At 72.1% G+C, this 25,496-nt stretch carries 19 protein-coding genes; 11 read left to right on the top strand and 8 right to left on the bottom strand.

Annotation, left to right across the window (positions count from 1 at the left end; genetic code table 11):
* Positions 1 to 259 precede the first annotated feature (259 nt).
* Positions 260 to 2,119: an HEXXH motif domain-containing protein gene (locus ACFXAE_RS32195; protein ID WP_384721877.1), complete on the top strand. Its 1,860-nt coding sequence runs from the start codon at positions 260 to 262 to the stop codon at positions 2,117 to 2,119.
* A gap of 125 nt (positions 2,120 to 2,244) precedes the next feature.
* Here the strand turns inward: ACFXAE_RS32195 and fxsT are convergent, their stop codons facing one another.
* The 4 genes from fxsT to ACFXAE_RS32175 form a co-directional block, all read right to left on the bottom strand.
* Positions 2,245 to 6,138: an FxSxx-COOH system tetratricopeptide repeat protein gene (gene fxsT, locus ACFXAE_RS32190; RefSeq protein ID WP_384721874.1), complete on the bottom strand. Its 3,894-nt coding sequence runs from the start codon at positions 6,136 to 6,138 to the stop codon at positions 2,245 to 2,247.
* 200 nt (positions 6,139 to 6,338) lie between these two features.
* Positions 6,339 to 7,838: a hypothetical protein gene (locus ACFXAE_RS32185; protein ID WP_384721871.1), complete on the bottom strand. Its 1,500-nt coding sequence runs from the start codon at positions 7,836 to 7,838 to the stop codon at positions 6,339 to 6,341.
* A 118-nt stretch (positions 7,839 to 7,956) separates the two neighbouring features.
* The gene (locus tag ACFXAE_RS32180; protein ID WP_384721868.1) at positions 7,957 to 8,265 is read right to left on the bottom strand and encodes a trypco2 family protein; all 309 of its coding nucleotides are present in this window, start codon (positions 8,263 to 8,265) and stop codon (positions 7,957 to 7,959) included.
* Between the two features lie 34 nt (positions 8,266 to 8,299).
* Complete coding sequence (locus tag ACFXAE_RS32175) at positions 8,300 to 8,590, bottom strand: FAD-dependent monooxygenase (protein ID WP_384721865.1); 291 nt, start codon at positions 8,588 to 8,590, stop codon at positions 8,300 to 8,302.
* A gap of 140 nt (positions 8,591 to 8,730) precedes the next feature.
* Between ACFXAE_RS32175 and ACFXAE_RS32170 the strand changes: the two genes are divergently transcribed.
* The 9 genes from ACFXAE_RS32170 (at position 8,731) to ACFXAE_RS32130 (ending at position 19,036) form a co-directional block, all read left to right on the top strand.
* Entirely contained in the window at positions 8,731 to 10,308 is a 1,578-nt protein-coding gene (locus tag ACFXAE_RS32170; protein WP_384721862.1) for a S8 family serine peptidase, read from the top strand.
* Between the two features lie 92 nt (positions 10,309 to 10,400).
* A complete protein-coding gene (locus ACFXAE_RS32165; RefSeq protein WP_384721859.1) occupies positions 10,401 to 11,621 on the top strand; it encodes a DUF4190 domain-containing protein in 1,221 nt (406 codons plus the stop codon).
* A 147-nt stretch (positions 11,622 to 11,768) separates the two neighbouring features.
* Complete coding sequence (locus ACFXAE_RS32160) at positions 11,769 to 12,521, top strand: GntR family transcriptional regulator (protein WP_384721856.1); 753 nt, start codon at positions 11,769 to 11,771, stop codon at positions 12,519 to 12,521.
* A 472-nt stretch (positions 12,522 to 12,993) separates the two neighbouring features.
* Complete coding sequence (locus ACFXAE_RS32155; RefSeq protein ID WP_384721853.1) at positions 12,994 to 13,182, top strand: SPOR domain-containing protein; 189 nt, start codon at positions 12,994 to 12,996, stop codon at positions 13,180 to 13,182.
* Positions 13,183 to 13,230: 48 nt separating this feature from the next.
* Complete coding sequence (locus tag ACFXAE_RS32150) at positions 13,231 to 13,644, top strand: (deoxy)nucleoside triphosphate pyrophosphohydrolase (protein WP_384721850.1); 414 nt, start codon at positions 13,231 to 13,233, stop codon at positions 13,642 to 13,644.
* A gap of 142 nt (positions 13,645 to 13,786) precedes the next feature.
* Positions 13,787 to 14,215 (top strand): ATP-binding protein, encoded by a 429-nt coding sequence (locus ACFXAE_RS32145; RefSeq protein WP_384721847.1) that lies wholly within the window; start codon positions 13,787 to 13,789, stop codon positions 14,213 to 14,215.
* Positions 14,216 to 14,481: 266 nt separating this feature from the next.
* Positions 14,482 to 17,097, top strand: coding sequence for a SpoIIE family protein phosphatase (locus ACFXAE_RS32140; RefSeq protein WP_384721844.1), 2,616 nt, complete (start codon positions 14,482 to 14,484; stop codon positions 17,095 to 17,097).
* A 32-nt stretch (positions 17,098 to 17,129) separates the two neighbouring features.
* Positions 17,130 to 17,690, top strand: coding sequence for a GNAT family N-acetyltransferase (locus ACFXAE_RS32135; protein WP_384721841.1), 561 nt, complete (start codon positions 17,130 to 17,132; stop codon positions 17,688 to 17,690).
* An 89-nt stretch (positions 17,691 to 17,779) separates the two neighbouring features.
* The gene (locus ACFXAE_RS32130; protein WP_384721838.1) at positions 17,780 to 19,036 is read left to right on the top strand and encodes a hypothetical protein; all 1,257 of its coding nucleotides are present in this window, start codon (positions 17,780 to 17,782) and stop codon (positions 19,034 to 19,036) included.
* On the opposite strand, the gene ACFXAE_RS32125 is transcribed toward ACFXAE_RS32130, so the two are convergent.
* The 4 genes from ACFXAE_RS32125 to ACFXAE_RS32110 are packed head-to-tail and all read right to left on the bottom strand — an operon-like array spanning position 19,033 to position 22,923.
* Positions 19,033 to 19,800 (bottom strand): succinate dehydrogenase/fumarate reductase iron-sulfur subunit, encoded by a 768-nt coding sequence (locus tag ACFXAE_RS32125; RefSeq protein WP_384721835.1) that lies wholly within the window; start codon positions 19,798 to 19,800, stop codon positions 19,033 to 19,035. The two genes, ACFXAE_RS32130 and ACFXAE_RS32125, sit on opposite strands and share 4 nt — an antisense overlap.
* Entirely contained in the window at positions 19,797 to 21,731 is a 1,935-nt protein-coding gene (locus ACFXAE_RS32120) for a fumarate reductase/succinate dehydrogenase flavoprotein subunit (protein WP_384721832.1), read from the bottom strand. Before ACFXAE_RS32120 ends, ACFXAE_RS32125 begins: the two co-directional genes overlap by 4 nt.
* A 16-nt stretch (positions 21,732 to 21,747) precedes the next feature.
* Positions 21,748 to 22,584, bottom strand: a complete 837-nt coding sequence (locus ACFXAE_RS32115; protein ID WP_384721829.1) for a hypothetical protein — start codon at positions 22,582 to 22,584, stop codon at positions 21,748 to 21,750.
* Between the two features lie 45 nt (positions 22,585 to 22,629).
* The gene (locus tag ACFXAE_RS32110) at positions 22,630 to 22,923 is read right to left on the bottom strand and encodes a hypothetical protein (RefSeq protein ID WP_384721826.1); all 294 of its coding nucleotides are present in this window, start codon (positions 22,921 to 22,923) and stop codon (positions 22,630 to 22,632) included.
* A gap of 290 nt (positions 22,924 to 23,213) precedes the next feature.
* Here ACFXAE_RS32110 and ACFXAE_RS32105 point away from each other — a divergent pair, with 290 nt between their 5' ends.
* Positions 23,214 to 25,460, top strand: a complete 2,247-nt coding sequence (locus ACFXAE_RS32105; RefSeq protein ID WP_384721823.1) for an ABC transporter family substrate-binding protein — start codon at positions 23,214 to 23,216, stop codon at positions 25,458 to 25,460.
* Positions 25,461 to 25,496 lie beyond the last annotated feature (36 nt).

Genomic DNA, 25,496 nt, shown 5'->3' with positions numbered 1-25,496 from the left:
CGCTGAGAAGCTTTACGGGAGGGGACTTGGCAGCCGTTGAGCGGGCGACGCCTGCCATGGGACCCGGGATCATGGATCTCTCGGGCATATCACTCGAGACGTTGCGCTCCATGTGGGGCCCGGCCATGTCGGAGTCGCTCGAGAGTTTGATGGAGGACATGGACGATCCGTATTCGGTCAGGATGGGCGGCAGCAGCCCGTCCCAGACGGAGTGACAGGGGACGGATGGGCGCGGACCGGTTCGTCCGGTGACCGTCCCGTGTTCCACGAACTCTCGGCAGAGGGCCTCGGGGAACTGCTGCGAGGAGCGGGCGACAGCGAGGTCGTCGGTGAGTTGTGGCGGGCCGAGCGGAGCCGCCGTCTGCTGTTCCTGAGAGCCTTCCTCGACCAGGCCGGAACCCCGGGACCGGCCGGCGAGGGCCGCTGGGAGGCCTCCGTCAAGGAGGCGTGGGCCCTGCTGGAACGGGTGCAGGACGAGGAACCGCAGGCCGTCGAGGACGCGGTGATGGCCCCCGGTACCGGTGTCTGGGTGGCCTCGGTGCTCAGGTGTCTGAGGGACAGCCGTACGCGTGCGCGGGACACCGTTCCGGTGGAGGCGAGGGTCGGTCATCTGGCCGCGCTGGCCGCGACGGCCGCCGCCCGTGCCGGAATCCGGTTCGACATCGCCGTTCCGATGCGCAGGGGATTCGTCCCGTTCCCGGGACTGGGCTGCGCGGTGCTTCCCGTTCCGGGGGAATCCCCGGAATGGGCGAGTGCCCTGGTCACCGGCGAGGACGGACGCCTGCGGATCACCGCCGGTGACGCGGAGGTGGTGGTGGGCGCGGACCGGGAGGTGCCGTCACCGGGCTGGCTGCCGACCCGTCGCCTCACGTGGGGGCGGCCGGAGGCGTCCACGGTTTTGGCCGCGTCCGTTGTTCTCGAGGCACACGATCCTTATCGGGCGTTCTCCGGGCCCGGCGCGCCGCGTGCGGTGGCGGAGGGGGAGGTCCGGCTGTGGCGGTCCCTGCTGGCGGAGGCATGGGAAGTGCTGTCGCGTGCCGAACCGGCCCAGGCGGAGGCCATGCGGCATGCCGTGGTGTCGGTCGCGCCCGCGGAGCGAAGAGAAAGGTTTCGGCCGTACAGCAGCTCCGCCGGCGAGGCGTTCGGAGGTGTGCATGTCTCCCTTCCGGACGGGGCCGCTCAGCTGGCGGCGACGCTGACCCACGAGTTCCAGCACATCAAGCTCGGCGCGCTGATCCACCTCGAGCCCCTGCTCCGCCGGACCCGGACGAAGGAGGACCGCCGGGAGTTGTTCTACGCCCCGTGGCGGGACGATCCCCGGCCGTTGGACGGTCTTCTGCAGGGGATCTATGCCTTCTTCGGCGTCGCACGCTTCTGGCGGGCGCACCGGAGGGTGGCCGACGGGGCGGAGGCGGCGCTCGCGCACTTCGAGTTCGCTCTCTGGCGTGAACAGGTGGGGCCGGTACTGAACAGGGTGCGCCACCACGAACGTCTGACGGCGCTCGGGCGCCGGCTGCTCGAGACGCTGGCGGAGGAATGCGCCGCCTGGCCGGACGAGGACGTGCCCGGCACCGAACTCCGCATGGCCCGGGAGGCGGTGGCGGATCATCGGGCCCGGTGGCGGGAGCATCATGTGCGGCCCCCGGAGGAGGGGGTGGACGAGGCGGTACGGGCCTGGCGGGAAGGGGCTGAGAGGCCCTCGGCCCTTCTCGCGGGGGAGCCGCGGGTGAGCGCGGACCCCGGAGCCGGGTTCCTGGACACGGCGGCGGTTCTCGCGCGTCATCGGCTGACGGACCCTGAGGGGGACTGGCGTGCCGAGGGGGCCGTGCGGGGGGCGGGGGTGGCCGACGTGCTCCTGTGCTGTGGGGAGCGGGAGGCCGCACGGCGGGTGCTGGTGGAGCAGTTGGCTGCGGGGAAGGGCGGGACCGGGGCCTGGGCCGTGCTGGGCCGGGCGCTGTCCGGGGGACCGACGGCCCGGGACGCGGCAGCCGCTCAGGTGCTGCTCCGCCGTCCCGAGCGGGTCCGTGCGGTCCACGAGGCGCTGTGCGATGGGACGGGGGAGCGGGTGGACCCGGTCCGCCTGGCCGCGTGGGTGGGCGGCGCGGGGCGAGGGCTCTGAGGGTGCGCGCAGGGTGCCGGGGCGGGGACCGGCAGCACGGCGGAGGCGCCCCGGCAGTGTCCGGGGCGCCTCCGCCGTGCCCCCGGTTGCTCCGCCGGGTTCTCGGGCGCAGGCCGTGTGCGGGGTTACAGGGGCAGAGGGTCGATGTCGCAGTTCGCTCGTTCGCCTGCCGCGAAGGCTGCCACGGCGGGGTGGGGAGAGGCGATGGCCGGTTCGGTGCCGGGGCCGGCAAGCACCCGCTCCATGCTCTCCCGGGTGCTCTGCCGCAAGGCCGAGCCCTCGCTGTCCGAACCGACCGCGATCAGGTCGAGCGCCAGGTTGCCGGCGCAGGCCAGGGTGGTCGGGTGGTCGGTTCCGAATGTTTCGTGGCACCGGGACAGGGTCTCTCGGCCCAGACCCACCGCTGCCTCGTGCTCCTCGAGGGCCGCGAGGTCGCTTGCCAGGTTCACCGCGGCCACCAGGGTGAAGGGGTGCACCGCGCCGAGGCCCGCCGTCAGGTCGGTGAGGGCCGCCTCGTCGAGGCGGCGTGCCTCATCCGGTCGCCCGAGCAGGCGTTCGGTCACGGCGAGGCCGATGTCGGCGGACAGGGTGTAGGGATGGAGCGGGTGGAAGACCTGACGGTAGCTGGCACAGGCCTGGGCTCCCCGTGACCGGGCGGCCTCCAGGTCGCCGTTCTGGCGCAGCGCCACGGACAGGGGCAGCGCGGTCCCCAGCGACCTGGGATGGGTGTCGCCGTAACGGCGGGTGAACGCCTCGTGGGCCTCGATGGCGAGCTCCAGGGCCCGGGTGTGGTCACCGGCCTTCCGGCAGGCGATGCCCAGCTCACGCACCGTGTCGATGGTCTGGGGGTTCCGGCTGCCCAGGACGTTGCGGCAGGCCTCCAGGGCGGTCTCCTGGAGTTGCCGCGCGCCGACGTAGTCCCCGGTCTCCCGTACGTCGATGGCGATCGAGTTCTCGGTGATGAGACTGCGCTGGTCGTCGCGGCCGAAGATGCGGAGCTTGAGGTCCCAGGTCTTCCGGTCGAGTTCCAGTGCCTCCCGGAAGGCGCCGGTGAGACGCAGGCTCACGCCGAGGTTGTTGGCGGCGTCCAGGGTCTTGGGGTCGTCGTCACCGAAGGCCTGGTGGGCTTGGTCGTAGGCGGTCCGGTCGAGTTCCCGCGCGTCCACGAACCGGCCCTGCCCCCGCCGCACGGTGGCCTCGTTCATGATCGCGTCGATCGCGTGCTCGCTGTCCGGGGACGCGACGCGGTCGTAGACGCTCCGCACGCGCTCGATCAGATCGGACGCCTCCTGGTAACGGCCGACGACCCAGTACATCCAGGCCAGCCACTTCCCTATGATCAGCGTCCACTCGTCCTCCTCCCCGAAGACCTCGAGCCAGGTCTTCCAGGCGTTCTCGGAGAAGTCGACGGACACCTCGTGGTCGCCCCAGTAGAAGAGGTACTGGGCCACGTTGACGACCAGTTGCCGCATCCAGCGCTGGTCCGACCTGACGGCGTCGGAGGCGATGACGTGACTGTAGAGCTCCGCGTACCTCGGCCAGCTGGCCGGGGACGTCGGTGACTTGGGGTCTGCGGTCGCCATCAGGGAGTGGGCGTCTTCACGCATGCGGTTCTGTTCCTCCGGACTCATGCGGTTGATCAGTACGAGCTGCACGAGTCGATGCATCTCGATGGAGTTCGTGCGGTGATCGATACGGGCGAGTGAATAGCGGTTGATCTCCCGTATCGCACGTGCGAGCTTCATCGGGTCGGTGAGTACCGCGTTCAGTTCGGGAAAGTCACTGCGTGAACCCGGGCCGGACAGGATGCCCCTGGAGATCGGGTCCGGAGCGAAGTAGGAGCACAGTTGCAGCAGCCGCAGCGCGGCGGGGCTGCGGGTCTCCAGGTGGTCGAGGGAGACGTTCCACGCCGCGGCGACGGGCAGTTGGTAGTCCGGCGCGGTGGACGTCTCGAGGAGTTCGCTGCGCTTGTCCTCGAAGAGCCGCAGGTATTCGGACGCGGGCATGCCGGTCTCCGCCCGCCAGGCGGCTGCCTGGACCAGGGCGAGTGGCAGGTCCCCCAAGGCCTTGGCCAGCTCGTTGGCCTCCTCGTCGGCGAGCTGGGGACCCGACCTCTGGAGCAGCTGCTTGCTCTCCTCGCGCTCGAACACGTCCACGTCGAGCGAGCCGCCCACCAGTTCCCAGCGGCGGTTGCGGGAGGTGACCAGGATCTTGCCGCTGCCGCCGGTGGGGAAGTAGGGGCGTACCTGCTCGGGACTGTCCGCGTTGTCGAAGATCAGCAGCCAGCGGGAGTACGGACGCCCCTCACGCAGCGCCTCGCGCACCGCCGGGCCCGCGACATTGGCCTCGGAGGTGGTGACCAGGCCCAGCCGCTTGGCCAGTTCCACCAGGGACTGGCCGATCTGGCCGGGCCGCTCCGCGGGGATCCACCAGACGATGTCGTATTCGGACTGGTGCCGGTACGCGTACTCGATCGCCAGCTGTGTCTTGCCCACGCCGCCCATGCCGTGGATCGCCTCGGGCAGGACCGTGGTCGTACCCTCCCGCAGCCGCTGGTCGAGCTGGACGAGGAGCTCGTTCCGGCCCGTGAACCGGTGGTTGCGCGGCGGTATGGCTCCCCAGACGCGCGGCTGTGCGGTGCGCTCCCCCTCCACCGTGCGCTGGGGTGTGGTCGACATGGGCGGGGCTCCTTCGGTGGCTCCTGGTGCGGTGGGTTCGGCGGTACGGGGGGAGACCTTGGTGAGCGGTACCGAGTACCGCTCATCGTGCCATTTGAGGGCATGATGCAACATTCGGGCACGCTGAAGGTATGAACCGGACAGGGCTTTCAATGCCGTCAACTCGACGCGAAGAAAATGCGCGTTCTTCTGGTTCACCTGCGGTTTCGAGGCTTTGTTCGACGGCTCGGAGGGCGGCGGGAGCAGGGGCGCGGTCGCCGGATCCGAGGCCAGTACCTCACGGACGTCGTACAGCGTGCGGATGGTCGCGCTGCGGCGGCCCAGGGCGAGCAGCTGTTCACGGGTCCCGGGGAGGAAGTCGTACACCACCGCCCCGGGGCTGTCGTCCTGGACGCCGGTGGGGCGGACCAGGCCGCTCATGAAGAACTCGGACGAATGCACCGGTCCGGCGCCGGGCGTGGATGCCGTCAGCCTGCGGATGACCGGCAGGGTGAGGGGCGCCGCGGCGAGACGGGTGCCCAGATGGAAGGCGGTGGGGGAGGCCGCGGCGCGGAAGGTGAAGACACGTTCGGCCGCGGACTGCGGCTCGTGGGAGCCCGAGGGGTCGGCCGCCCAGGGGAACTCCCGGGCGGCGTCCGGCCTGCCCTTCCAGGGGTGGGCGAGGATCGCGGGCAGGGCGGGCCGGTCGGCCCGCGACCCGCTCAGCACGGCGGCCAGGGCGTGCACGCCGTGGTCGGTGAGGGAGAGGACCGGTACGACGACGGGGGAGCCCTCGTCGTCCTCGTCCTCCTCGTCGTCCTCGGCTCGAGGGATCACCGGCACCGTGCGCTCCTGCCAGCTCCACTCGGCGTTGGGCGCCCAGGGGCGGGGCGCGCCGGCCTGGACCTGCAGGATGGCGAGGCCGGTGCGGTACCAGACATGGGGTGGCAGCAGGTCGACCACCGCGACGGGCCAGTGGCCTCCCCAGCGCCGCAGCAGCGGCTGCACCGATCCGCTGTGCCAGCCGGCCGCCAGGCCGTCCGTCACCACCAGGACCACGCGGCGCGTGCCGTCCGACGGGGCACCGAGCGGTTCTTCGGTGCGGACCCGGCTCGGCAGCGCCTCGTCGGTGCCGGACAGCCGCACCGTGCGGACGGTGGTGAAACCTCCGGCCAGGGCCGCCACCAGGTCGTCGATCACCTGCTCCCAGACGCGGACCGTCACATGGGAATCGATGACCAGGAGCACTTCCCCGGGGGGCAGGCCGCCGCCGGATCCGCCCCCTGTGGGCCAGTCGCCCCAGAGACGTGCCGTGTCCGCCGCGGACCACAACCGGTCGCGCCGGGCCTCGTCACTGGACATGGTCACTCTCACGGCGTGGCTGTTCACCTGACGGCCGGGACGGATGACCTCTCGTGCCGATGGTCGTCGCAGGCGCGCCAACAGCCCCGTTCGGCGCACAGCTTACCCACGGTCCGGGCGATCCGTTGTGCGCTCCGGTCGACGCACCTGGCATCACGGGACGCGCTCCCTTCGTTCCCCCGTCCGCGGTCAATTGTCCTTCATCCGGCATCGGCGCCGTCGCCTTCGGGACCACCGGCCGGCGCCGGAGGTCCGGGCAGCCGTTCCGGGTCGTCCAGCAGGAGGGCCAGGTGACGGCCGACATGCCCGTCCCATCCCTCCGGCCCCAGGGCCAGCGCCTCGTTGCGCCATCTGCGGGTGTGATCGAGCAGTCTGGACAGGCCGCGGTCCTGGAGTATGTCCGCGGCGGCCTCGCGGAAGTCGGTCCCCGGCCCTCTGCGGTCCCACAGCAGGGCGGGTACACCGGCACGCAGCGCCGCGACGAACTCCGCTTGCGCGGTGGGTGAGTCGGTGCCGGGAGGCTCGCTGAGGACGAGGCAGACGACCTGATCGTCCTCCTTGAGTTCCCGCTCGAGGTGGAAGGCGGACTGCTCCGGCCGGCTCCAGTGAGGGCGGCTCTCGGCGGGCCGGTCCTTCAGCCGCCGCCAGCGGTTGTTCCAGGCCCGGTGCCAGGCGGCCTTGCGCAGCCGTTCGAAGCTGCGGATCACGACGGAGTAGTCCATGGCCAGCGGTATGGGCACCGGGGTGTCGGTCTCCCTGTGCCACCACTCGACCGGCTCCGCCAACAGGCTCCAGGGCAGGACCAGTTCTATGACGACCGGCTGACGCAGGTCCGTCCAGCGCTCCTCGGCCCGTTCGACGAGGAAGTCCACCTTGGCGGCGAGTTCGTCCCGGTGCAGCTTCTCCGTCTCGCCGGGTATGGGGTGCCAGCCGTCGGAGTCGGACTGCCGCCAGTGGGACACGTAGAAACGGTCGGGCTCGACGCCGTCCGGCTCGAACTGGATCAGCAAGTAGGCCGGATGCAGGGAGGGTTCACCGGGCGGGGCAAAGTCGTCCTGCTGCCAGTCGGCCATCACCTCTGTGAGACCGCAGAGTTGGGCCTGCTTGCGGTTCCAGCGGCGCAGTTCCTCCGCCTCCTCCGTACGGCCCTCCTTCACCAGGTGCTGGGCGGCGAGGGACAGGAACGCCAGCGACGAGGGGAGTTCGTCGGCCGCCGTGTTGTTGCCCGCCAGGTGCAGGAAGACCTCCCATCCGGTGTCGCACCACTCCTCGAGCTCCTGGACGCGGGAGTGGCTGGCGCGGCGGGCGAGGGCGGTGAGCAGCGCCGTGGACCGGATCCGCCGGAGGGCGGGTCGTAACGGGTGCAGGTCGCCGCCCTTGAAGAAGGCCATGGCGTCCCACTCGTCGACCAGACGCCACAGTGCGAGGACGCTCGACGACTGCTGCTCGGCGTACCCCAGGCAGCGGGCCAGGGTCTGGAGGCCCTCGTCGGCCTCGGCGCATGTCCTGACCAGGCGCCGCGCCCACAGCGTGAGCGGCTCGTCCGAGCGGGGGTCCAGGGTCAGCCGGAGCTCTGCGGACAGGTCCTGGACGATCATGTTGGCGCCGGCCTGCCGCCGTAGCGTCTCGGACTCGGCAAGCACCCCGGCCATGTCGGCCATGAGTTCGTTGCGAACGCGTGCGGCGCTGCGCTCCTCCACCTCGTGACCTCCCCCACCCCTGTCATCGAGTCCGTTCGCGCTCGGTGCGGACAGCGTACGACTAGCCTTCCCCGTCCGTCAGTGCCAGGAACAAAGCGGAGACGACGAGGCGTGAACGTCAGCGTTCGCCGCTTTCCTCGTCGCCCGCGATCAGCACCTTGGTGCGGCTGCCGTCGGGCGCCACCAGCACCGGCTGGAGGGTGACGGTGACGCGGTGGGCCCGGGAGGACACGGCCGACGCGTCGGCGTTCGCCTCCACCACCCAGAAGTTCACCTTGCCTCCGGCGCCCCCGGCGCGCTCGACCATGACACTCGCCTCGATCTCGACCGGGCCGAGTTCGAACCGGATCGGGCGAGAGCCGTCGCCGGACATCGCGGAGTTCAACTGGTCCCTCAACTCCCGCACCATATCGGCAAGTTCGATCAAAGGGCCCTCCCGCTGAGTGTGCCGGGTGGCGATGCTACCGGGGCGCGCGGGGGTTGGGCCGATCTTCGCCGGAAGACGGGGGTACCGCGGACCGGGTCCGGCCGTCTCGGCCGTCTCGGCCGTCGAGTGCCTGTGCGCCGACCGGACGGCGCTCGCCGGCGCAGGTGTCGAGCAGCCCGTCGGGCGCGTGGCCGTGCGAGGTCGTCGCGAGTTTCCATCCCGGGCTGGCGGCGTCACCGGTACCCGTGTCGAGTCCTCGGGCGCCGAGGGGGAGTGGATGCGCGCGGAGTCTCCCGCTGTCGCGCCGCAGGGGTATCCGGTCCATGGGTTCGTGCGGGGCCCCTTGTGCAATTCCTGTGCAACCCTCAATCTTTCGGCTGATGCCCGGACTCGGTCGCCAGAGTTGACATGATCTCGTCAGTGGCCGGTCCGTACGCGCACCACCGACCCAGGAGGAACCCTCACATGGCAGTGATGCGTCACCCCCGGCGAAGACTGGCCGCCCTCGGCGCCGCGACCACCGCGGCCCTCGTCACGAGCCTCGTCTCCGCCCTCCCCGCAGGCGCGGCCCCGGCCGCCGCCGAAGGCCGCGTCCAGTACGCGGGCGCCGCGAACGCCGTCACCGGCAGCTACATCGTGACCCTGAAGGCGGACGAGGCCCGCTCCGGCTCCGCCGAGGGCCGCGCCCTGGCGAAGAAGTACGGCGCCGACATCGAGCGCACCTACACCAAGGCCCTCAACGGCTACGAGGTCGAGGCGTCCGAGACCGAGGCGAAACGTCTCGCCGCCGACCCGGCCGTCGCCTCGGTGATCCAGAACCGCACCTTCCACATCACCGGCACCCAGCCCAGCCCGCCCTCCTGGGGCCTGGACCGGATCGACCAGCGGAGCCTCCCGCTCAACAACTCGTACACCTACCCGGATTCGGCCGGGGAGGGCGTGACGGCGTACGTCATCGACACCGGCGTCCGCATCAGCCACAACGACTTCGGCGGCCGGGCCTTCGACGGGTACGACGCCATCGACAACGACAACACCGCCCAGGACGGCCACGGTCACGGCACCCATGTCGCCGGCACCGTCGCGGGCAGTTCCCACGGCGTGGCGAAGAAGGCGAAGGTCGTCGGCGTCCGGGTGCTGAACAACTCCGGTTCCGGCACCACCGCCCAGGTCGTCGCCGGCATCGACTGGGTCGCGCGGAACGCGGTCAAGCCGGCCGTCGCCAACATGTCCCTCGGCGGCGGCGCCGACACCGCCCTGGACACGGCCGTCCGCAACGCCGTCGCCTCCGGCGTCACCTTCGTCGTCGCGGCCGGCAACGAGTCCACCAACGCCTCCACCAAGTCCCCGGCCCGCGTCACCGAGGCGATCACCGTCGGCGCCACCACCTCCAGCGACGCCCGCGCCAGCTACTCCAACTACGGCTCCGTCCTGGACCTGTTCGCCCCCGGCTCCTCCATCACCTCCGCCTGGCGCACCGGCGACACGGCCACCAACACCATCTCCGGTACGTCCATGGCGAGCCCGCACGTCGCCGGCGCCGCCGCCCTCCACCTGGCCGGCAACCCCTCGGCCACCCCCGCCCAGGTCTCCTCCGCGCTGACCTCCGCCGCCACCACCGGCGTCGTCGGCAACCCGGGCAGCGGATCACCCAACCGCCTGCTGAACGTCGGCGACGGGGGCACCACCCCGCCTCCCGGTGACCGCTTCGAGAACACCGCCGACTACACCGTCGCCGACAACTCCACCGTCGAGTCCCCGGTGACCGTCTCCGGCGTCTCCGGCAACGCGCCCTCGGACCTGGCCGTCGAGGTCGACATCACCCACACCTACATCGGCGACCTCCAGGTCCAGCTGATCGCCCCCGACGGCACGGCGTACACGCTGAAGTCGTACGGCACCGGCGGCAGCGCGAACGACATCGCCACCACCTACACCGTCGACGCCTCCGCGGAGACGGCCAACGGCACCTGGAAGCTGCGCGTCAGCGACAACGCGTCGTGGGACACCGGGCGGCTGAACGGCTGGGCGCTGCAGTTCTAGCCCCGGGAACACCGTTCACCGACGCGGACCCTCGTCCCCGGGGAGGGCGCCCCGGGGACGAGGCCCGCCGTCCCGCGCCTACGATGCGGCTCGTGTCCATACCTCCGCCCTACGGGCCCCCGCAGGAACCTCAGGGCCCCCAGGGCCGGCACCCCGCTCCCCAGGGCCAGGTCCCCGCTCCTCAGGGCCAGGTCCCGTATCCGCCGCCGCAGTTCACCTACGGCGGCCGACCCGGCTTCGCGCCGTACGGGCTCTACGGTCCGTACGGGCCCCGGCCGCCGGCCGCCGTCAACGGTGTCGCCGTCGCCGCCCTGGTGTTCGGCGTGCTGTGCCTGGTGCCGGCCGTGGGGCTGGTGCTGGGGCCGGTCGCGCTGCGGCAGATCAAGCGGCGGGGGGAGCGGGGGCGGGGGATGGCGATCGCCGGGACCGTGCTGTCGTCGCTCGGGCTCGCGCTGTGGGTGGCGGCCCTCGCCTCCGGTGCCCTGACCGACATCTGGGAGGGGATCAAGGACGGAGCGCGTGGCAACAGCGTCCTCGCGCTGGGCAAGGGGGACTGCTTCAACTCGCCCGGCGGGCTGGAGGGCCTGGCCACCGACGCCGACGTGGTGCCCTGCGCGCGGGAGCACGACGGCGAGGTCTTCGCCGTCGTCACCCTCCCCGAAGGCCGCTACCCGGGCGACGACAGCCTCACCGACACCGCGGACGAGCGGTGCTACGACCTTCGGGACGGCTACGTCATGGACGGCTGGGCGCTGCCCGGCCATGTGGACGTCTACCACCTCGTCCCGTCCCGGGAGAGCTGGCGCTTCGGCGACCGTGAGATCACCTGTGTCCTCGGCAACGGGGACGCGCGGTCCACCCTGACCGGGTCGCTGCGCCGGGACGAGACCACGCTCGACGCGCACCAGCTGGCCTATCTGGAGGCGGCGCGGGTGCTCGACACCGCGCTGGACGAGGCTCCCGAGGCCGAGTTCGTCGAGGACGACCTGCCGGGACACAAGGAGTGGGCGGAAGAGGTCGCGGCGGCGCTCGCCGAGCAGACGCGGATGCTGCGCGCGCACGAGTGGCCCGCCGGTGCGGAGGAGCCGGTGAGCGATCTCGCCGCCGAACTGGACGAGGCGGAGGGGGCGTGGGCGAAGGCCGCCGGGGCCGGTGACGCGGACACCTACCACGAGCACTCCGACAGGGGATGGAACCTCATCGACCCCGACGGTTCGGTCACCGCGCGCAAGGCCCTGGGCCTGGCCACGTCCCCGCCCGTGTACGACGAGGAGGCGGAGCGTGATACCGGCGGCGGCGAGTTGAAGGTGTGACGGCCGCCATAGCGGGGAGAAAGTGCCTGCGTAAAGCCCTCACCCGACAGATGTCATCACATCGAGTGATTCCCTGGCCTTTGCTTGCCTGGCACAACCTACGGTTGCCACGCTGTTGCTGTCTGTACAACCTGATGGGAGCGGCCCGTGACATTCGGTGAGCAGCCGGCGTACCTGCGCGTCGCGGGTGATCTCCGCAAGAAGATCGTCGACGGCCGACTGCCGCCGCACACGCGGCTCCCCTCCCAGGCGAGGATCCGTGAGGAGTACGGCGTCTCGGACACGGTCGCGCTGGAGGCGCGCAAGGTGCTCATGGCGGAGGGGCTCGTCGAGGGCCGCTCCGGCTCGGGGACGTATGTGCGCGAGCGGCCGGTGCCCCGGCGGGTCGCCCGTTCCGGGTTCCGTCCGGAGCGCGGGGCCACGCCGTTCCGTCAGGAGCAGGCCGACGCGGGCGTCCGGGGCACCTGGGAGTCCAGCAGCGAGCAGGCCGAGGCCCCCGGCGCCGTCGCCGAGCGGCTCGGCATCGAGCCCGGCGACCGCGTGATGCGCACCAGGTACCTCTTCCGGGAGGCCGGTGAGCCGATGATGCTCTCCACGTCCTGGGAGCCGCTCGCCCTCACCGGCCGGACCCCCGTGATGCTGCCCGAGGAGGGGCCGCTCGGCGGGATGGGCGTCGTCGAGCGCATGCGCGCCATCGACGTGATCGTGGACAACGTCACCGAGGAGGTCGGCGCCCGCCCCGGACTCGCCGAGGAGCTGGTGCTGCTGGGCGGCGTCCCCGGGCACGTCGTCCTGGTCATCCAGCGCACCTACTTCGCCTCGGGACGGCCGGTCGAGACCGCCGACGTGGTCATCCCCGCCGACCGCTACCGAGCCGCCTACCACCTCCCGGTGAAGTAGCGGACCCGTAAGCAGTGGACCCGGAAGCAGCGGACCCGGAGGCAGCGGACCCGAGGGGGCGGGACCTCCCGCCCCGCCCCTCCCGCGCGCTCCCGCCGGATTTCCCGCACCCGGAGATCCGCCACGCTCCTCCGGGGACCCGCCGCGCGCCCCTCCACGCCCCCGGCCCGCCTCCGCTCCGGCGCGTCCCCCGTGGCGCCGCCGCCCCCGTGCCGTAGCAATCTGGCCGTTCTCCCAGGTCGCCCCCGGAGCGCGGCGCACCGGGCGTCATGCCGCTGACCGGACGCGTCGGCCTTCCCGCACGGCGCATCCACCACCGTGCGCCCCCTGCGTTCTGGCTGGTTGCGTGCCTCTTTGTGAAAAGGCGTATTCGCTCAGTGAAGGTAAGGCGTAGGCTCGGGCATATGCGGACTGGGGTTTCCTTATCGGGCGGGGCGCGGCACCGGCCGCGGACGGGAAGTGGAGGGGAGCGATGAACGACGGGACGGTGACTCTTCCCTGGCTCGTCGTGCGTCAGGACGACAACGGCAATCGCTACCGGGTGGGCAGGTACGCGACCCGCGCCGAGGCCGAGAGGATAGCGGACAGCCTCGACGGGCGCGGACACAAGCGGCTCTACTGGGTCGAGCGGATCGGCCAGAACGGAACGTCCGCCGACTGACCCGCACCGCCGGCGGGCCCCCGCCGCCCCTCCCGTAGGCTCCGGCGCGTGAGTGAGTGGATCGTGGTGGTCGGTGCGGCCCTGTGGCACGAGGGGCGGCTGCTCGCCGCCCGCCGGAGCGCACCCGCCGAACTGGCCGGGCGCTGGGAGCTGCCCGGCGGCAAGGTCGAACCGGGGGAGGCCCCTGAGGCGGCCGTCGTGCGGGAGTTGCGTGAGGAACTCGGCGTCGACGCCGAGGCGGTGGAGCGCGTCCCGGGGGAGTGGCCGCTGCGGACGCCGTACGTGATGCGGGTGTGGACCGCGCGCCTGCGCCCCGGATCCGCCGCCCCCCGGCCCCTCGAGGACCACGACGAGCTGCGCTGGCTCACCACCGACCGGATCTGGGACGTCGACTGGCTCGACCACGACGTGCCCGCGGTCCGTGACACCCTCGCTCACCTCGGTCTCCGCGAGGGCGGGTGAGGCGTGGCCCCGGCGTGTGGGGGCAGGAGTGACGGTGCGTGGGCGCCTTCCCGCGCCGCTCGTGCCACGATGCGCCGTCGAGCGCGGTACTCCGTCCGGGATATCGGGTATGGGCCCATTAACCCCATGAAAACCGACATGGGTGGACTCACTCGGCGGGGAAGTGATCCGCGTGATCGACACCGACGGCGACCACGCCTCGTGGACCTTCTCCGCGTACCCGGGCACCGTGCGCGCCGCCCGCCGCGCCGTCCGTGACCAACTGCGCCTCTGGAACCTCGACAGCGTCGGCGACCTCGCGGCCCTGCTGGTCAGCGAACTGGTCACCAACGCCCTGCGGTACGCCACCGGCCCCATCGGTGTACGCCTGACACGCCCCACGGACCACGGCGGTGTCCTCCTGGTGGAGGTCTCCGACCCCCTCCCCGAGCCCCCGCACGAACGCGCCGCCCGGCCCGAGGACGAGGGCGGACGCGGGCTGCAGCTGCTGGCCTCCGCCTCCCGCCGCTGGGGCACCCGGCCGGCTGCCCCCGGCAAGACCGTGTGGTTCGAACTCGCGGTGCCGAGATGAGGGATCGCACGCCCGTTCAGGGTGTACGCGCCCGCCACTTCCGTCGAGTGACCGGTTCGGGACCGTGGAGGTTGTCGAAGAGGGGGGTTCGACCACGTGTCCGCTGGTTAGAAGACTGGAAGTGTTCTCACGGCGCGGACCGAAAAGCATCGGGACCGTGCTGTGATCGTGAACACCGTGTTGTGCGGCACCGTAGTGCTGGATACTGCGGGCAGCCGCCCCCGGTGACCGGTGCCGGACGCGGTGAGCTGGAGGGGACGGTTCGCGTGAGCGAGATACCAGCGAAGGCCACGGAGTCCGAGGACCCGTCGGGCGGCGCGAGGAGAGGGGCCGTCGACGGCCTCTTCTCCGGCGACGCTCCGTTCGGCGACGCGATGTGGCAGAGCAGTCCGCCCGGCTCCATGTACGACTACATCAAGGTCGCCTCCTTCTCCATCGGCCCGGACGGGCTGGTCGACCAGTGGAGCCTGCGCGCCGAGCAGATCTTCGGCATCACCGCCGGGCGCGCCGTCGGCATGGACCCCATCGAGGTGTTCATCGAGCCCGTCCGGCGGGAGCGCGGCCAGCGCAAGATGGCCGAGATCCTCGACGGCCGCGAGTGGACCGGAGTGGTGCCCTTCCGGCTCCCGGACCATCTGGTGGCGGACGAGCGCGACCGGGAGGGCCTCGCCGAGGTCTACGTCATGCCGACGCGGACCGAGGAGGGGGAGAAGGCCGCCGTCTGCATCGTCGTCGACGTCCGTACCCTGCGCCGCATCGAGACCGACCTCGCCGCCTCGCAGGCCATATTCGGCCAATCTCCGTTCGGCTTCCTGCTGATCGACCCCGATCTGCGGGTACGCCGCGCCAATCAGCGGTTCGCGTCCGTCTTCGGCGGCACCCCCGACGACCACCGCGGCAAGGGCGTGCACGACTATCTGCCGCGCGGCGAGGCCGAGCGGGTCGCCGCGACCCTGCGCCGGGTGCTGGAGACCGGCGACTCCATCACGGACATGCACGTGACGGGCTTCGTGCCGGGCTCCGACGAGCGCTGCCACTGGTCCGTCAACCTCTACCGCGTGCACAGCGGCAGCGGCCGGCCCATCGGCATCTCCTGGCTCGGAACCGACATCACCGACCGCCGCGCCGCCGCCCGGGAGGCCGCCGCCGCGCGGCGCAATCTCGCCCTCCTCAACGAGGCGGGTGCCCGCATCGGCAACTCCCTCGACCTGGAGACCACCGCGCGGGAACTCCTCGACGTCGTCGTCCCCGGCTTCTGCGACCTGGCCACCGTCGATCTGTACCAGGGGCTGCTGGCCGGCGACGAGACCCCGCCGGGCCTCGCCGACGGCAGCGCGGAGGTACGCCGCGTCGCCTTCGCCAGCGCCGTGTCCGACGCGCCGTTCAGCGTCACCGGGGAACCGGTGAAGCTGGGCGCCGTCCACCACTACCCGTTCAACTCGCCCTGCGCGGACGCCCTGCGCACCGCCCGACCGCAGAAGGTCCCCGGCGAGGACGGAGGCCTGGTGCAGTCCACGCTCGCCGTGCCGATGGTCGCCCACGACACGGTGGTGGGCCTCGTCCAGTTCGCCCGCACCAAGGGCAGCGAGCCGTTCGGCGACCGCGACCGCGACCTCGCGGTCGAGCTGGCCGCCCGTGCCGCCGTCTGCATCGACAACGCCCGCCTCTACCGGCGCGAGCACGAACGCGCGTTGATACTGCAGCGCTCGCTGCTCCCGCCGGGCGACCCGGAGGCCTCGGGCCTCGACATCGCCTGCCGCTACCTGCCCGGCAACGTGGCCACCGGACGGCCCAGCGAGGTCGGCGGCGACTGGTTCGACGTCATCGAACTGCCCGGCCACCGCACCGCGCTGGTCGTCGGCGACGTCATGGGGCGCGGTCTGCGCGCGGCCGTCGCGATGGGCGAACTGCGCACCGCCGTACGGACCCTGGCCCAGCTCGACCTGGAACCCGCCGAGGTGCTCTCCCAGTTGGACGAGATCGCCCGCGGTCTCGGCGCCCCCGGAGGCGTCCAGCAGGCCACCCGTGCCGCCCGCCGCCCCCGCGAGGCCGACCTCTCCGAGGTCTACCTGGCGACCTGCGTCTACGCCGTCTACGACTCGGTGACCAGGCGCTGCACCTTCGCCAACGCGGGCCATCTGCCGCCCGTCCTGGTCGAACCCGGCGAGCCCGCGCTGATGCTGGACGTACCGCCCGGAATGCCGCTCGGCGTCGGCGGTGAACCCTTCGAGGAGGTGGAGGTCGAACTGCCCGAGGGCGCCCTGCTCGCGCTCTACACGGACGGACTGGTCGAAAGCCGCGACCACCCCCTCGACGAAGGGCTCCAGGCCTTCGTGAACGCCCTGCGGGACCCCGCCGCGCCCCTGGAGGACGTCTGCGACCACGTCCTCAACACCCTCGACACCCACCACGGCGAGGACGACATCGCCCTGCTGATGGCCCGTGTCCAGGGGCTGCCCGCCGAGTCCGTCGGCGACTGGACCCTGCCCCGCGAGCCCCGCAGCGTCGGCCGGGCCCGTGAGTACGCCCGCGCCCAACTGCTGAGCTGGGACATGGAGCCCCTGGTCGACACCACGGAGCTCCTGGTCAGCGAGCTGGTCACCAACGCCCTGCGGTACGGCGAGGGCGAGATCAGACTCCGGCTCCTCCTCGACCGCACCCTGGTCTGCGAGGTCTGGGACTCCGGCCTCGTCCAGCCCCGCCGCCGCCGCGCCCGCGACACCGACGAGGGCGGCCGCGGCCTCCAGCTCGTCGGCCTGCTCAGCGCTGCCTGGGGCTCCCGCCGCACCCCCCGGGGCAAGACGGTCTGGTTCGAACTCCCCCTGCCCGGCGCCGACACCACCCTCACCGACCCGGCGGAGGCACTGCTGAGCCTGTTCTGACGGCCCGTCGGCGCGGCGCGTACGCTCGCGCCGTGCACACCACCCCGACCGCCCCGGTGCGGCTGACGGCAGGCCCCCTCACGCTGCGCCCCTGGGCGCCCGAGGACGCGGCCGTCCTGGCCGAGCTGTACCGGGACGAGGCGATGCGCCGCTGGGCGAGCGCGCCCGTGCACGACGAGCCGAGCGCGGCGCGCTGGGTGGCCGAGCAGCGGCGCGGCTGGGAGACCGGCGAACGCCTCGCGTTCGCGGTGGAGGAGACGCGGGCGCCGGACGCCCGGCCGGCCGGCAACGTCGTCCTCAAACGCCCGGCCGTGGGCTCCGCCCCGGCCGAGGTCGGCTACTGGACGGCCGCCCACGCGCGGGGCAGGGGAGTGGCCCCGCGCGCCCTGACGGCCCTGGCCGACTGGGCCTTCGCCACCTTCGCCCACGAGGGTCTGACCCGCCTGGAGCTGCTGCACCAGGTCGACAACACGGCCTCCTGCCGGGTCGCCGAGAAGAGCGGTTTCGCGCTGTCCGGCCTGCTCCCCGCCGCCCCGCCGGCCTTCCCCCTCGACGGCCACCGGCACATACGGCAGGCGCCCTCCGTCGCATGATCGCAACCGGAACACCTGTTCCCCTCGTCCTTCCTCCCACATCAACGACGCGGTCGCCTGCGGGAACCGACGAGTGAAGGGGAGCCGGCATGGAACGCACGGAGCCGCAGGAACCGGCGGGCGCGGCGGACGACCCGTCCCCGGAAGCGAAGCGGGAGGCCGCCGCCGCGCCCGAGCACACGGAACCGGCGGCCGCGGACGGCGGGGCCCTTCCGCCGGAGCCGGCCGGAGCGAGCGCCCCGGACGAGGCGAGCGACGGGGCTCCCCGGCGGGAGCCGGCCGAGGGCGCCGGCGGTGACTCTTCCGCGGTCCCCGACGGGCAGGCGGGCAGACGCCGCAGACCCTGGGTCCGCTGGGCCCGACGCACCGCCCTCGCGGTCACCCTCCTCCTGGTCGTCCCCCTCCTCGCCGCCGAGACCGCCCTGCGCGTCAATTACATGGGAGACCCGGCGGACGGCACGTACACCCGCGACCGGGACGCCATGTGGCTGGGGCACGCCTGGGTCGACGGGCGCAAGAAGGACGCCGACGTCACCGCGCTCGCCCGCCGGCTCGAGGACACCGGGATCCGTGACCTCTACGTCCACTCCGGCCCGCTGGAGCACGACGGGACGCTGCCGAAGTCGGCGTACCCGCGCGCCCGGTGGCTGATCGACGCCGTGCACCGCGAGCTGCCGGGCGTCCGGGTCCAGGCCTTCCTCGGAGACGTCCTCGCCAACGGGGGCCCCGACGGACTGCACCTGGACCGCGCCGCCACCCGCGCGGAAGTCGTCCGCAGCGCCGGCCAGGTCCTGGACACCGGCTACGACGGCGTCCACCTCGACCTGGAGCCCCTGCACTCCGGCGACCGGGACTACCTCTCCCTCCTGGACGACCTGCGCGCCGTGACGCGTGCCCGGGACGCCCGGCTGTCGGTGGCCGCCCACCAGATCGACCCGCTCCCGGGCCTCCACTCCGTCGCCGGTCTCTTCGCCGAACACCCCAAGTGGTGGTCCCAGGAGTTCTTCGGTCAGGTGGCCCGGCGCGTCGACCAGATCGCCGTGATGTCGTACGACACCGCGCGGCCGCTGGAGAGCACCTACGGCGGCTACGTGGCCCAGCAGACCTCCCTCGCCCTGGAGGTCACCCCGCCCACCACCCACCTGCTGATGGGCCTGCCCTTCTACTACGAGAGCAACTTCAGTCACTGGGGCCACGCCGAGACCGTCGCCGCCGCCGTCCGCGGTGTCCGCCTCGGCCTCTCCCGGACGGACGCCGACCGCGAGCTCTTCGGCGTCGCCCCGTACATCGACTTCGCGGCGACGGAGACGAACTGGGAGGAGTACCGGGACGGCTGGGTCCGCTAGGACCGGCGCCCGATCTTCGACCCCAGCCACACCAGCGGGTCGTACTTGCGGTCCACCGCCCGTTCCTTCAGCGGGATCAGCGCGTTGTCCGTGATCCTGATCCCCTCGGGGCAGACCTCCGTACAGCACTTGGTGATGTTGCAGTAGCCGAGGCCGTGTTCGTCCTGGGCCGCGCGCCCGCGGTCCAGGCCGGTCTCCCCGGCCGCGTCCAGCGGGTGCATGTCGAGCTCCGCGACCCGCATCAGGAAGCGGGGCCCGGCGAACGCCGGCTTGTTCTCCTCGTGGTCGCGGACCACGTGGCAGGTGTCCTGGCACAGGAAGCACTCGATGCACTTGCGGAACTCCTGCGACCGGTCCACGTCCTCCTGCATCATCCGGTACTCGCCCGGCCCGACCCCCTCCGGCGGGACGAAGGCCGGAACCTCCCTGGCCTTGGCGTAGTTGAAGCCGACGTCCGTCACCAGGTCGCGGATCACCGGGAAGGCCCGCAGCGGCGTCACGGTGATCGTCTCGTCCCGCGCGAACACCGACATGCGGGTCATGCACAGCAGCCGGGGGCGCCCGTTGACCTCCGCCGAACACGAACCGCACTTGCCGGCCTTGCAGTTCCAGCGCACGGCGAGATCGGGGACCTGGGTGGCCTGGAGGCGGTGGATGATGTCGAGGACCACCTCGCCGTCGTTCACCTCGACCGCGAAGTCCTCCAGGCCGCCGCCCTCGACGTCTCCCCGCCACACCTTGAAGCGGGCCTCGTAGCTGCTCACTCGTAGAGCTCCTCTTCGGCGAGGTACTTGACCAGCTCCTCCTTCTCGAAGAGGGCGAGCAGGTCGGGGCGGATGGGTTCGGTTCTCTCACGGGTGAGGGTGATCTGGCCGCGCGCCGTGTCGGTGCCCGCGAGACCGCCCGTGGGGTCGGTGAGCGCACACAGCAGGTTCACGTTGCGCCAGGCGCGCTCCATCCCGGAGTGGTCCTCGCGGGTGTGCCCGCCGCGCGACTCGGTGCGCTCCAGCGCCGCCCGGGCCACGCACTCGCTGACCAGCAGCATGTTCCTCAGGTCCAGGGCGAGGTGCCAGCCCGGGTTGAACTGCCGGTGCCCCTCGACCCCGGCCCGGCGGGCCCGCAGGCGCAGCTCGGCGAGCTTCTCCAGGGCCCGCTCCATCTCGTGCTCGCGGCGGATGATGCCGACCAGGTCGTTCATCGTCTGCTGGAGCTCCTGGTGCAGGGTGTACGGGTTCTCCGGCGGCCCCCCGTCCGGTTCCTCGCTCTCCGCGGAGAACGGGCGCAGGGCCTCCGCGGCGGCCATGTCGACCTGTACGTCGTCCACGCGGGGCCGCTCGGCCCCCGCGGCGCTCGCGTACTCGGCCGCGTGCGAGCCCGCCCGGCGCCCGAACACCAGCAGGTCGGACAGGGAGTTGCCGCCGAGCCGGTTGGAGCCGTGCATCCCGCCCGCCACCTCACCGGCCGCGAACAGCCCCGGCACCCCGCGTGCCGCCGCCGAGTCGGAGTCGACGGCGATGCCGCCCATCACGTAGTGACAGGTCGGCCCGACCTCCATCGCCTCCGCCGTGATGTCGACGTCCGCCAGCTCCTTGAACTGGTGGTACATCGACGGCAGCCGCCGCTTGACGACGTCGGCCGGCATCCGCGTGGACACGTCCAGGAAGACCCCGCCGTGCGGGGAGCCACGGCCCGCCTTCACCTCGGCGTTGATCGCGCGGGCCACCTCGTCGCGGGGGAGCAGCTCGGGCGGGCGCCGGTTGTGGTCCGGGTCGTCGTACCAGCGGTCGCCCTCGTCCTCGGTCTCGGCGTACTTCTCCTTGAAGACGTCCGGGATGTAGTCGAACATGAACCGCTTGCCCTCGGAGTTGCGCAGCACCCCGCCGTCCCCGCGCACCGACTCGGTGACGAGGATGCCCTTCACCGACGGCGGCCAGACCATTCCGGTGGGGTGGAACTGCACGAACTCCATGTTCAGCAGCGGCGCCCCGGCCAGCAGCGCCAGCGCGTGCCCGTCACCGGTGTACTCCCACGAGTTCGACGTCACCTTGAACGACTTGCCGATCCCGCCGGTCGCGATCACCACGGCGGGCGCCTCGAGGACGAAGAAACGGCCGGACTCCCGCTCGTAGCCGAAGACCCCCGAGGCCTTCGGCCCCTCCTTGAGCACCCGGGTGACCGTGCACTCCTGGAACACCTTCAGCCGGGACTCGTAGTCCCCGGTCTCCCGGAAGTCCTCCTGCTGGAGCGCGACGATCTTCTGCTGGAGGGTGCGGATCAGCTCAAGGCCCGTACGGTCGCCCACATGCGCGAGGCGCGGGTACTCGTGGCCGCCGAAGTTGCGCTGCGAGATCCGGCCGTCCTTCGTCCGGTCGAACAGCGCGCCCCAGGTCTCCAGCTCCCACACCCGCTGCGGCGCCTCCTGGGCGTGCAGTTCGGCCATCCGCCACTGGTTGAGGAACTTCCCGCCGCGCATGGTGTCGCGGAAGTGGACCTTCCAGTCGTCCCCGGCGTTGGCGTTGCCCATCGCCGCCGCGATGCCGCCCTCGGCCATCACGGTGTGCGCCTTGCCGAACAGCGACTTGCAGATCACGGCCGTACGGGCGCCCCGCTCGCGCGCCTCGATCGCGGCGCGCAGACCGGCGCCGCCGGCCCCGACCACGACGACGTCCCACTCCTGTCGGTCGACCACGGACATCAGTCAAAGCCCCCAGCTAGAAGAAGCGCGGATCGTCGAAGACACCGGACGCGACGAGGTACACGTAGAGGTCGGCGAGCGCCACGCTCAGCAGCGACGCCCAGGCGAGCTGCATGTGCCGGGCGTTCAGCCGGCCCACCCACTGCCACATCCGGTAGCGCACCGGATGCCTGGAGAAGTGCTTCAGCTTCCCGCCGACGATGTGCCGGCAGGAGTGGCAGGAGAGGGTGTACGCCCAGATCAGCGCGATGTTGACCAGGAACACCAGGGTGCCGAGCCCCATGTGGCCCCAGGCGTAGTGCTCGTCGCGGAAGGCGAGCACGGTGTCGTAGGTCAGGATGCCGGCGACCGGGATCGCCGCGTAGAAGAAGTACCGGTGGACGTTCTGCAGGATCAGCGGGAAGCGGGTCTCCCCGGTGTACTTGGCGTGCGGTTCGGCCACCGCGCAGGCCGGCGGGGACGCCCAGAAGCCCCGGTAATAGGCCTTGCGGTAGTAGTAGCAGGTCAGCCGGAAGCCGAGCGGGAAGATCAGGATGATGATCGCCGGTGAGATGCCCCACCAGCTGCCGAAGATCTCCCAGTTCGGCCCGGCCTTCATGGGTGCGCAGTTCTCCGCGAGGCACGGCGAGTAGAACGGCGAGACGTACGGCGCCGCGTAGTAGTCGGCGTTGGCGAAGGCCCGCCAGGTCGAGTAGACGACGAAGGCGAGCAGCCCGGCCGCGGTGGCGGCCGGGGCCAGCCACCAGCGGTCGGTCCGCAGGTGCGGGGCGGCGATCGCGGCCCGCGCGGCGGATCTCACGCCGCCGCTTCGGGGACGGGGTTCTGTGGCGGGAGGTTCCGTGCCAGTGGCCACTTGTCCACTCCGGTAGGGATCGGGGGGCGCCGCGATCGGCGGGGGTCAGGGGGCGCGCCGGTCGCGGGCGCCGAGACCCTCGTCGTCCGTGTCCACCCACAGCGAGGGGTCGTACGGCGTGTCGGAGATGGTCACGAGATCGGGCCGTCTCTGCGGGGCCGCGGTGGTGGCGGCCGTCTCCCGCAGCAGCGCGACGCTCTCGCGCAGGTGATCGGTGTCGACGCGGACGCGGCGCATCTCCAGGCCGCCGCTGCCCAGCTGCTTCTCCAGGCGCCCCACCGACCGGATCAGGTCGTCGAGACAGCGCTGGACGGATGTCAGTTCGTCGTGCACGGACATGACGTGACCTCACTTCCACGGGTTCTTCCGGCCCAAGGCGGCAACGTTCATGCGCCTGAGAGTGTTGCGCGTCACACCTTGCGCTGTGAAGGGATGTGCATCGATTGGCCGAGGCGTACGGGTGCACCGGACGGTGCTTTGCGCCGCACGGGTGGGCTTGCCGTCCGTGGCCGCCGTGTCGCCCCGGGTTGCCGAACCCTTTCCTCTTCAGTGGGCCGCATACATCGGATGAGCTCCAAATACCACCAAAAGTGATCGTAACGCCCGCGGCTTCCCGGAGGTACCCAGAGATGTCCCACGACGGCGTCGGCCCGCGCGCGGCTCCGCGTTCGGTCGCCTTCCTCACCGCCGGCCTGCTCGCGGTGCCCGCGCTGGCCGGATGCGGCTCCGAGGACCCGGCGGGCAAGCCCCTCGCCGGAGCGGACATCGCACGCGCCGACCGGGCCCGGATCGCCGACGGGGGCACCCTGCGCTGGGCCGTGGACACCGTCCCGGACACCCTGAACGCCTTCCAGGCGGACGCCGACGCCACCACCACCCGGATCGCCCAGGCCGTCCTGCCGTCGATGTACCGGATGGACAGCCGTGGCCGGCCGGTGCGCAACCCCGACTACCTGGAGTCCGCCGAGGTCATCGGCACCGAGCCCAAACAGGTGGTCCTCTACCGGCTCAACCAGCAGGCCGTCTGGAGCGACGGCCGAGAGATCGGCGCCGCCGACTTCGCCGCCCAGTGGCGCGCCCTGTCCGGCAAGGACACCGCCTACTGGACCGCCCGCAACGCCGGCTACGACCGCATCGAGAAGATCGAGCGGGGCGGGAACGACCTCGAGGTCAAGGTCACCTTCAGCCGCCCCTACGCCGACTGGAAGTCGCTGTTCACGCCGCTGTACCCGAAGGAGGTCATGGGCACCCCGGACTCCTTCAACGACGGAGCCCGCAAGAAGCTGAAGGTCACCGCCGGGCCCTTCACGGTGCAGAAGGTCGACACCGGGAAGGACGAGGTCACCCTCGCCCGCAGCACGCGCTGGTGGGGCGACCCGGCGAGGCTCTCCAGGATCGTGCTGCGGGCCGTGCCCCGCGACAAGCGGATCTCCGCGCTCGGCGCCGGCACCGTCGACCTGGCCGAGATCGACCCGGCCGCCGCTCGCCGCATCACCGCCGCCGCGCTTGTGCGGAGCGGGAGCAGCCCTCTCATGGGCCCCGGCGCGGACCGGTCCGCCGCGGACGCGCTGCGCTCCTGGGCCGTCGCCAACGGCTCCGACGAGGAGGCCGCCGACGAGGAGGTCTCCGCCCGCCAGAAGCTGCGCAGAAAGGCGGCGAAGTACGCCCGCCGGCAGAAGGCCCTCGGCGGCTTCGAGGTGCGCACGTCACTGGAGCCCGCCCACACCCAGCTCGCCCTCAACGGCGCCGACGGTCCCCTCGCCGACGAGCGGGTCCGCCGTGCCGTGGCCCGGGCGCTGGACCGGCGGGAGATCGCCGGGGCCGTCCTGAAGCCGCTGGGCCTGCCCGCCGAGCCCCTCGGCAGCCACCTCGCGCTGTTCGGCCAGGCCGCCTACGCCGACGGCAGCGGAGCCCTCGGCGAGCAGGACGCCAAGGAGGCGCGGGCACTGCTCGCGGACGCCGGCTGGGTGCCGGGCGGGCCGGTGAAGGAGAAGAAGGACGAGGGGGAGAAGGCGGCCGGCCCGGAGGGGGACGCCGGGAGCGAGTCCGAGGGCGGCGACGACGGCACGTACATCGTCGGAGAGGACGACGAGAGCAACGGGGACGGCCAGGACGGCAGGGACGGCCAGGACGGCAGGGACGGCCAGGACGGCAGGGACGGCAGGGACGGCGGGGACGACGGCAAGGCCCCGCGGGACTCCGGGAGCGGCACCAGGCAGCTGAAGCAGGGCGGTGCCCCAGGCGCCTACGCCCCCGAGGGCACCGCCGCCCCGGCCCGGGCCGGGAACGCCCGCGTCGCCAAGGACGGCAAGGCGCTCACCCTCCGCTTCGTCCTGCCCTCGGGGCCGGGCTCGGACACGCTGCACACCGTGGCCGGCCGGATCTCGAAGATGCTGGGTCGGATCGGCATCGGCACGAAGATCTCCAAGGTCGACGACGCCAGCTACTTCAAGGACCACATCGCGTCCGGCGAGTACGACCTCGCCCTGTACTCCTGGCCCGCGACCGCCTACCCCGCCACCGACGCCCGCCCCGTCCACGCCAAACCGGTCCCGGCCGCCGACGGCTCCCTGAACGTGGAGCAGAACTACACCCGCGTCGGCACCGACCAGGTCGACCAGCTCTTCGACCAGGCCGTCATCACGCTCGACGACTCCGAGCGCAGCGCCCTGCTCCGCAAGGCGGACTCCCGCATCTGGGCGGCGGCCGGCTCCATCCCCCTCTACCAGCGCCCCCAGCTCACCGCCGCCCGCAAGAACCTGGCCAACACCGGCGCGTTCGGGTTCCGGACGCCGGTGTACGAGGACATGGGCTTCCTGAAGAAGCCGGCGCGGGGGCCGGGCGCCGGGAGCGCCGGGCCGTCGGCCGAGGACTGACGCGCACACGCGTGAGCGGCACACCCCCGCCGGGGG

It is taken from the genome of Streptomyces sp. NPDC059454 (assembly GCF_042749965.1).
GTDB lineage: Bacteria > Actinomycetota > Actinomycetes > Streptomycetales > Streptomycetaceae > Streptomyces.
This window is presented reverse-complemented; position numbering and strand designations above follow the sequence as displayed.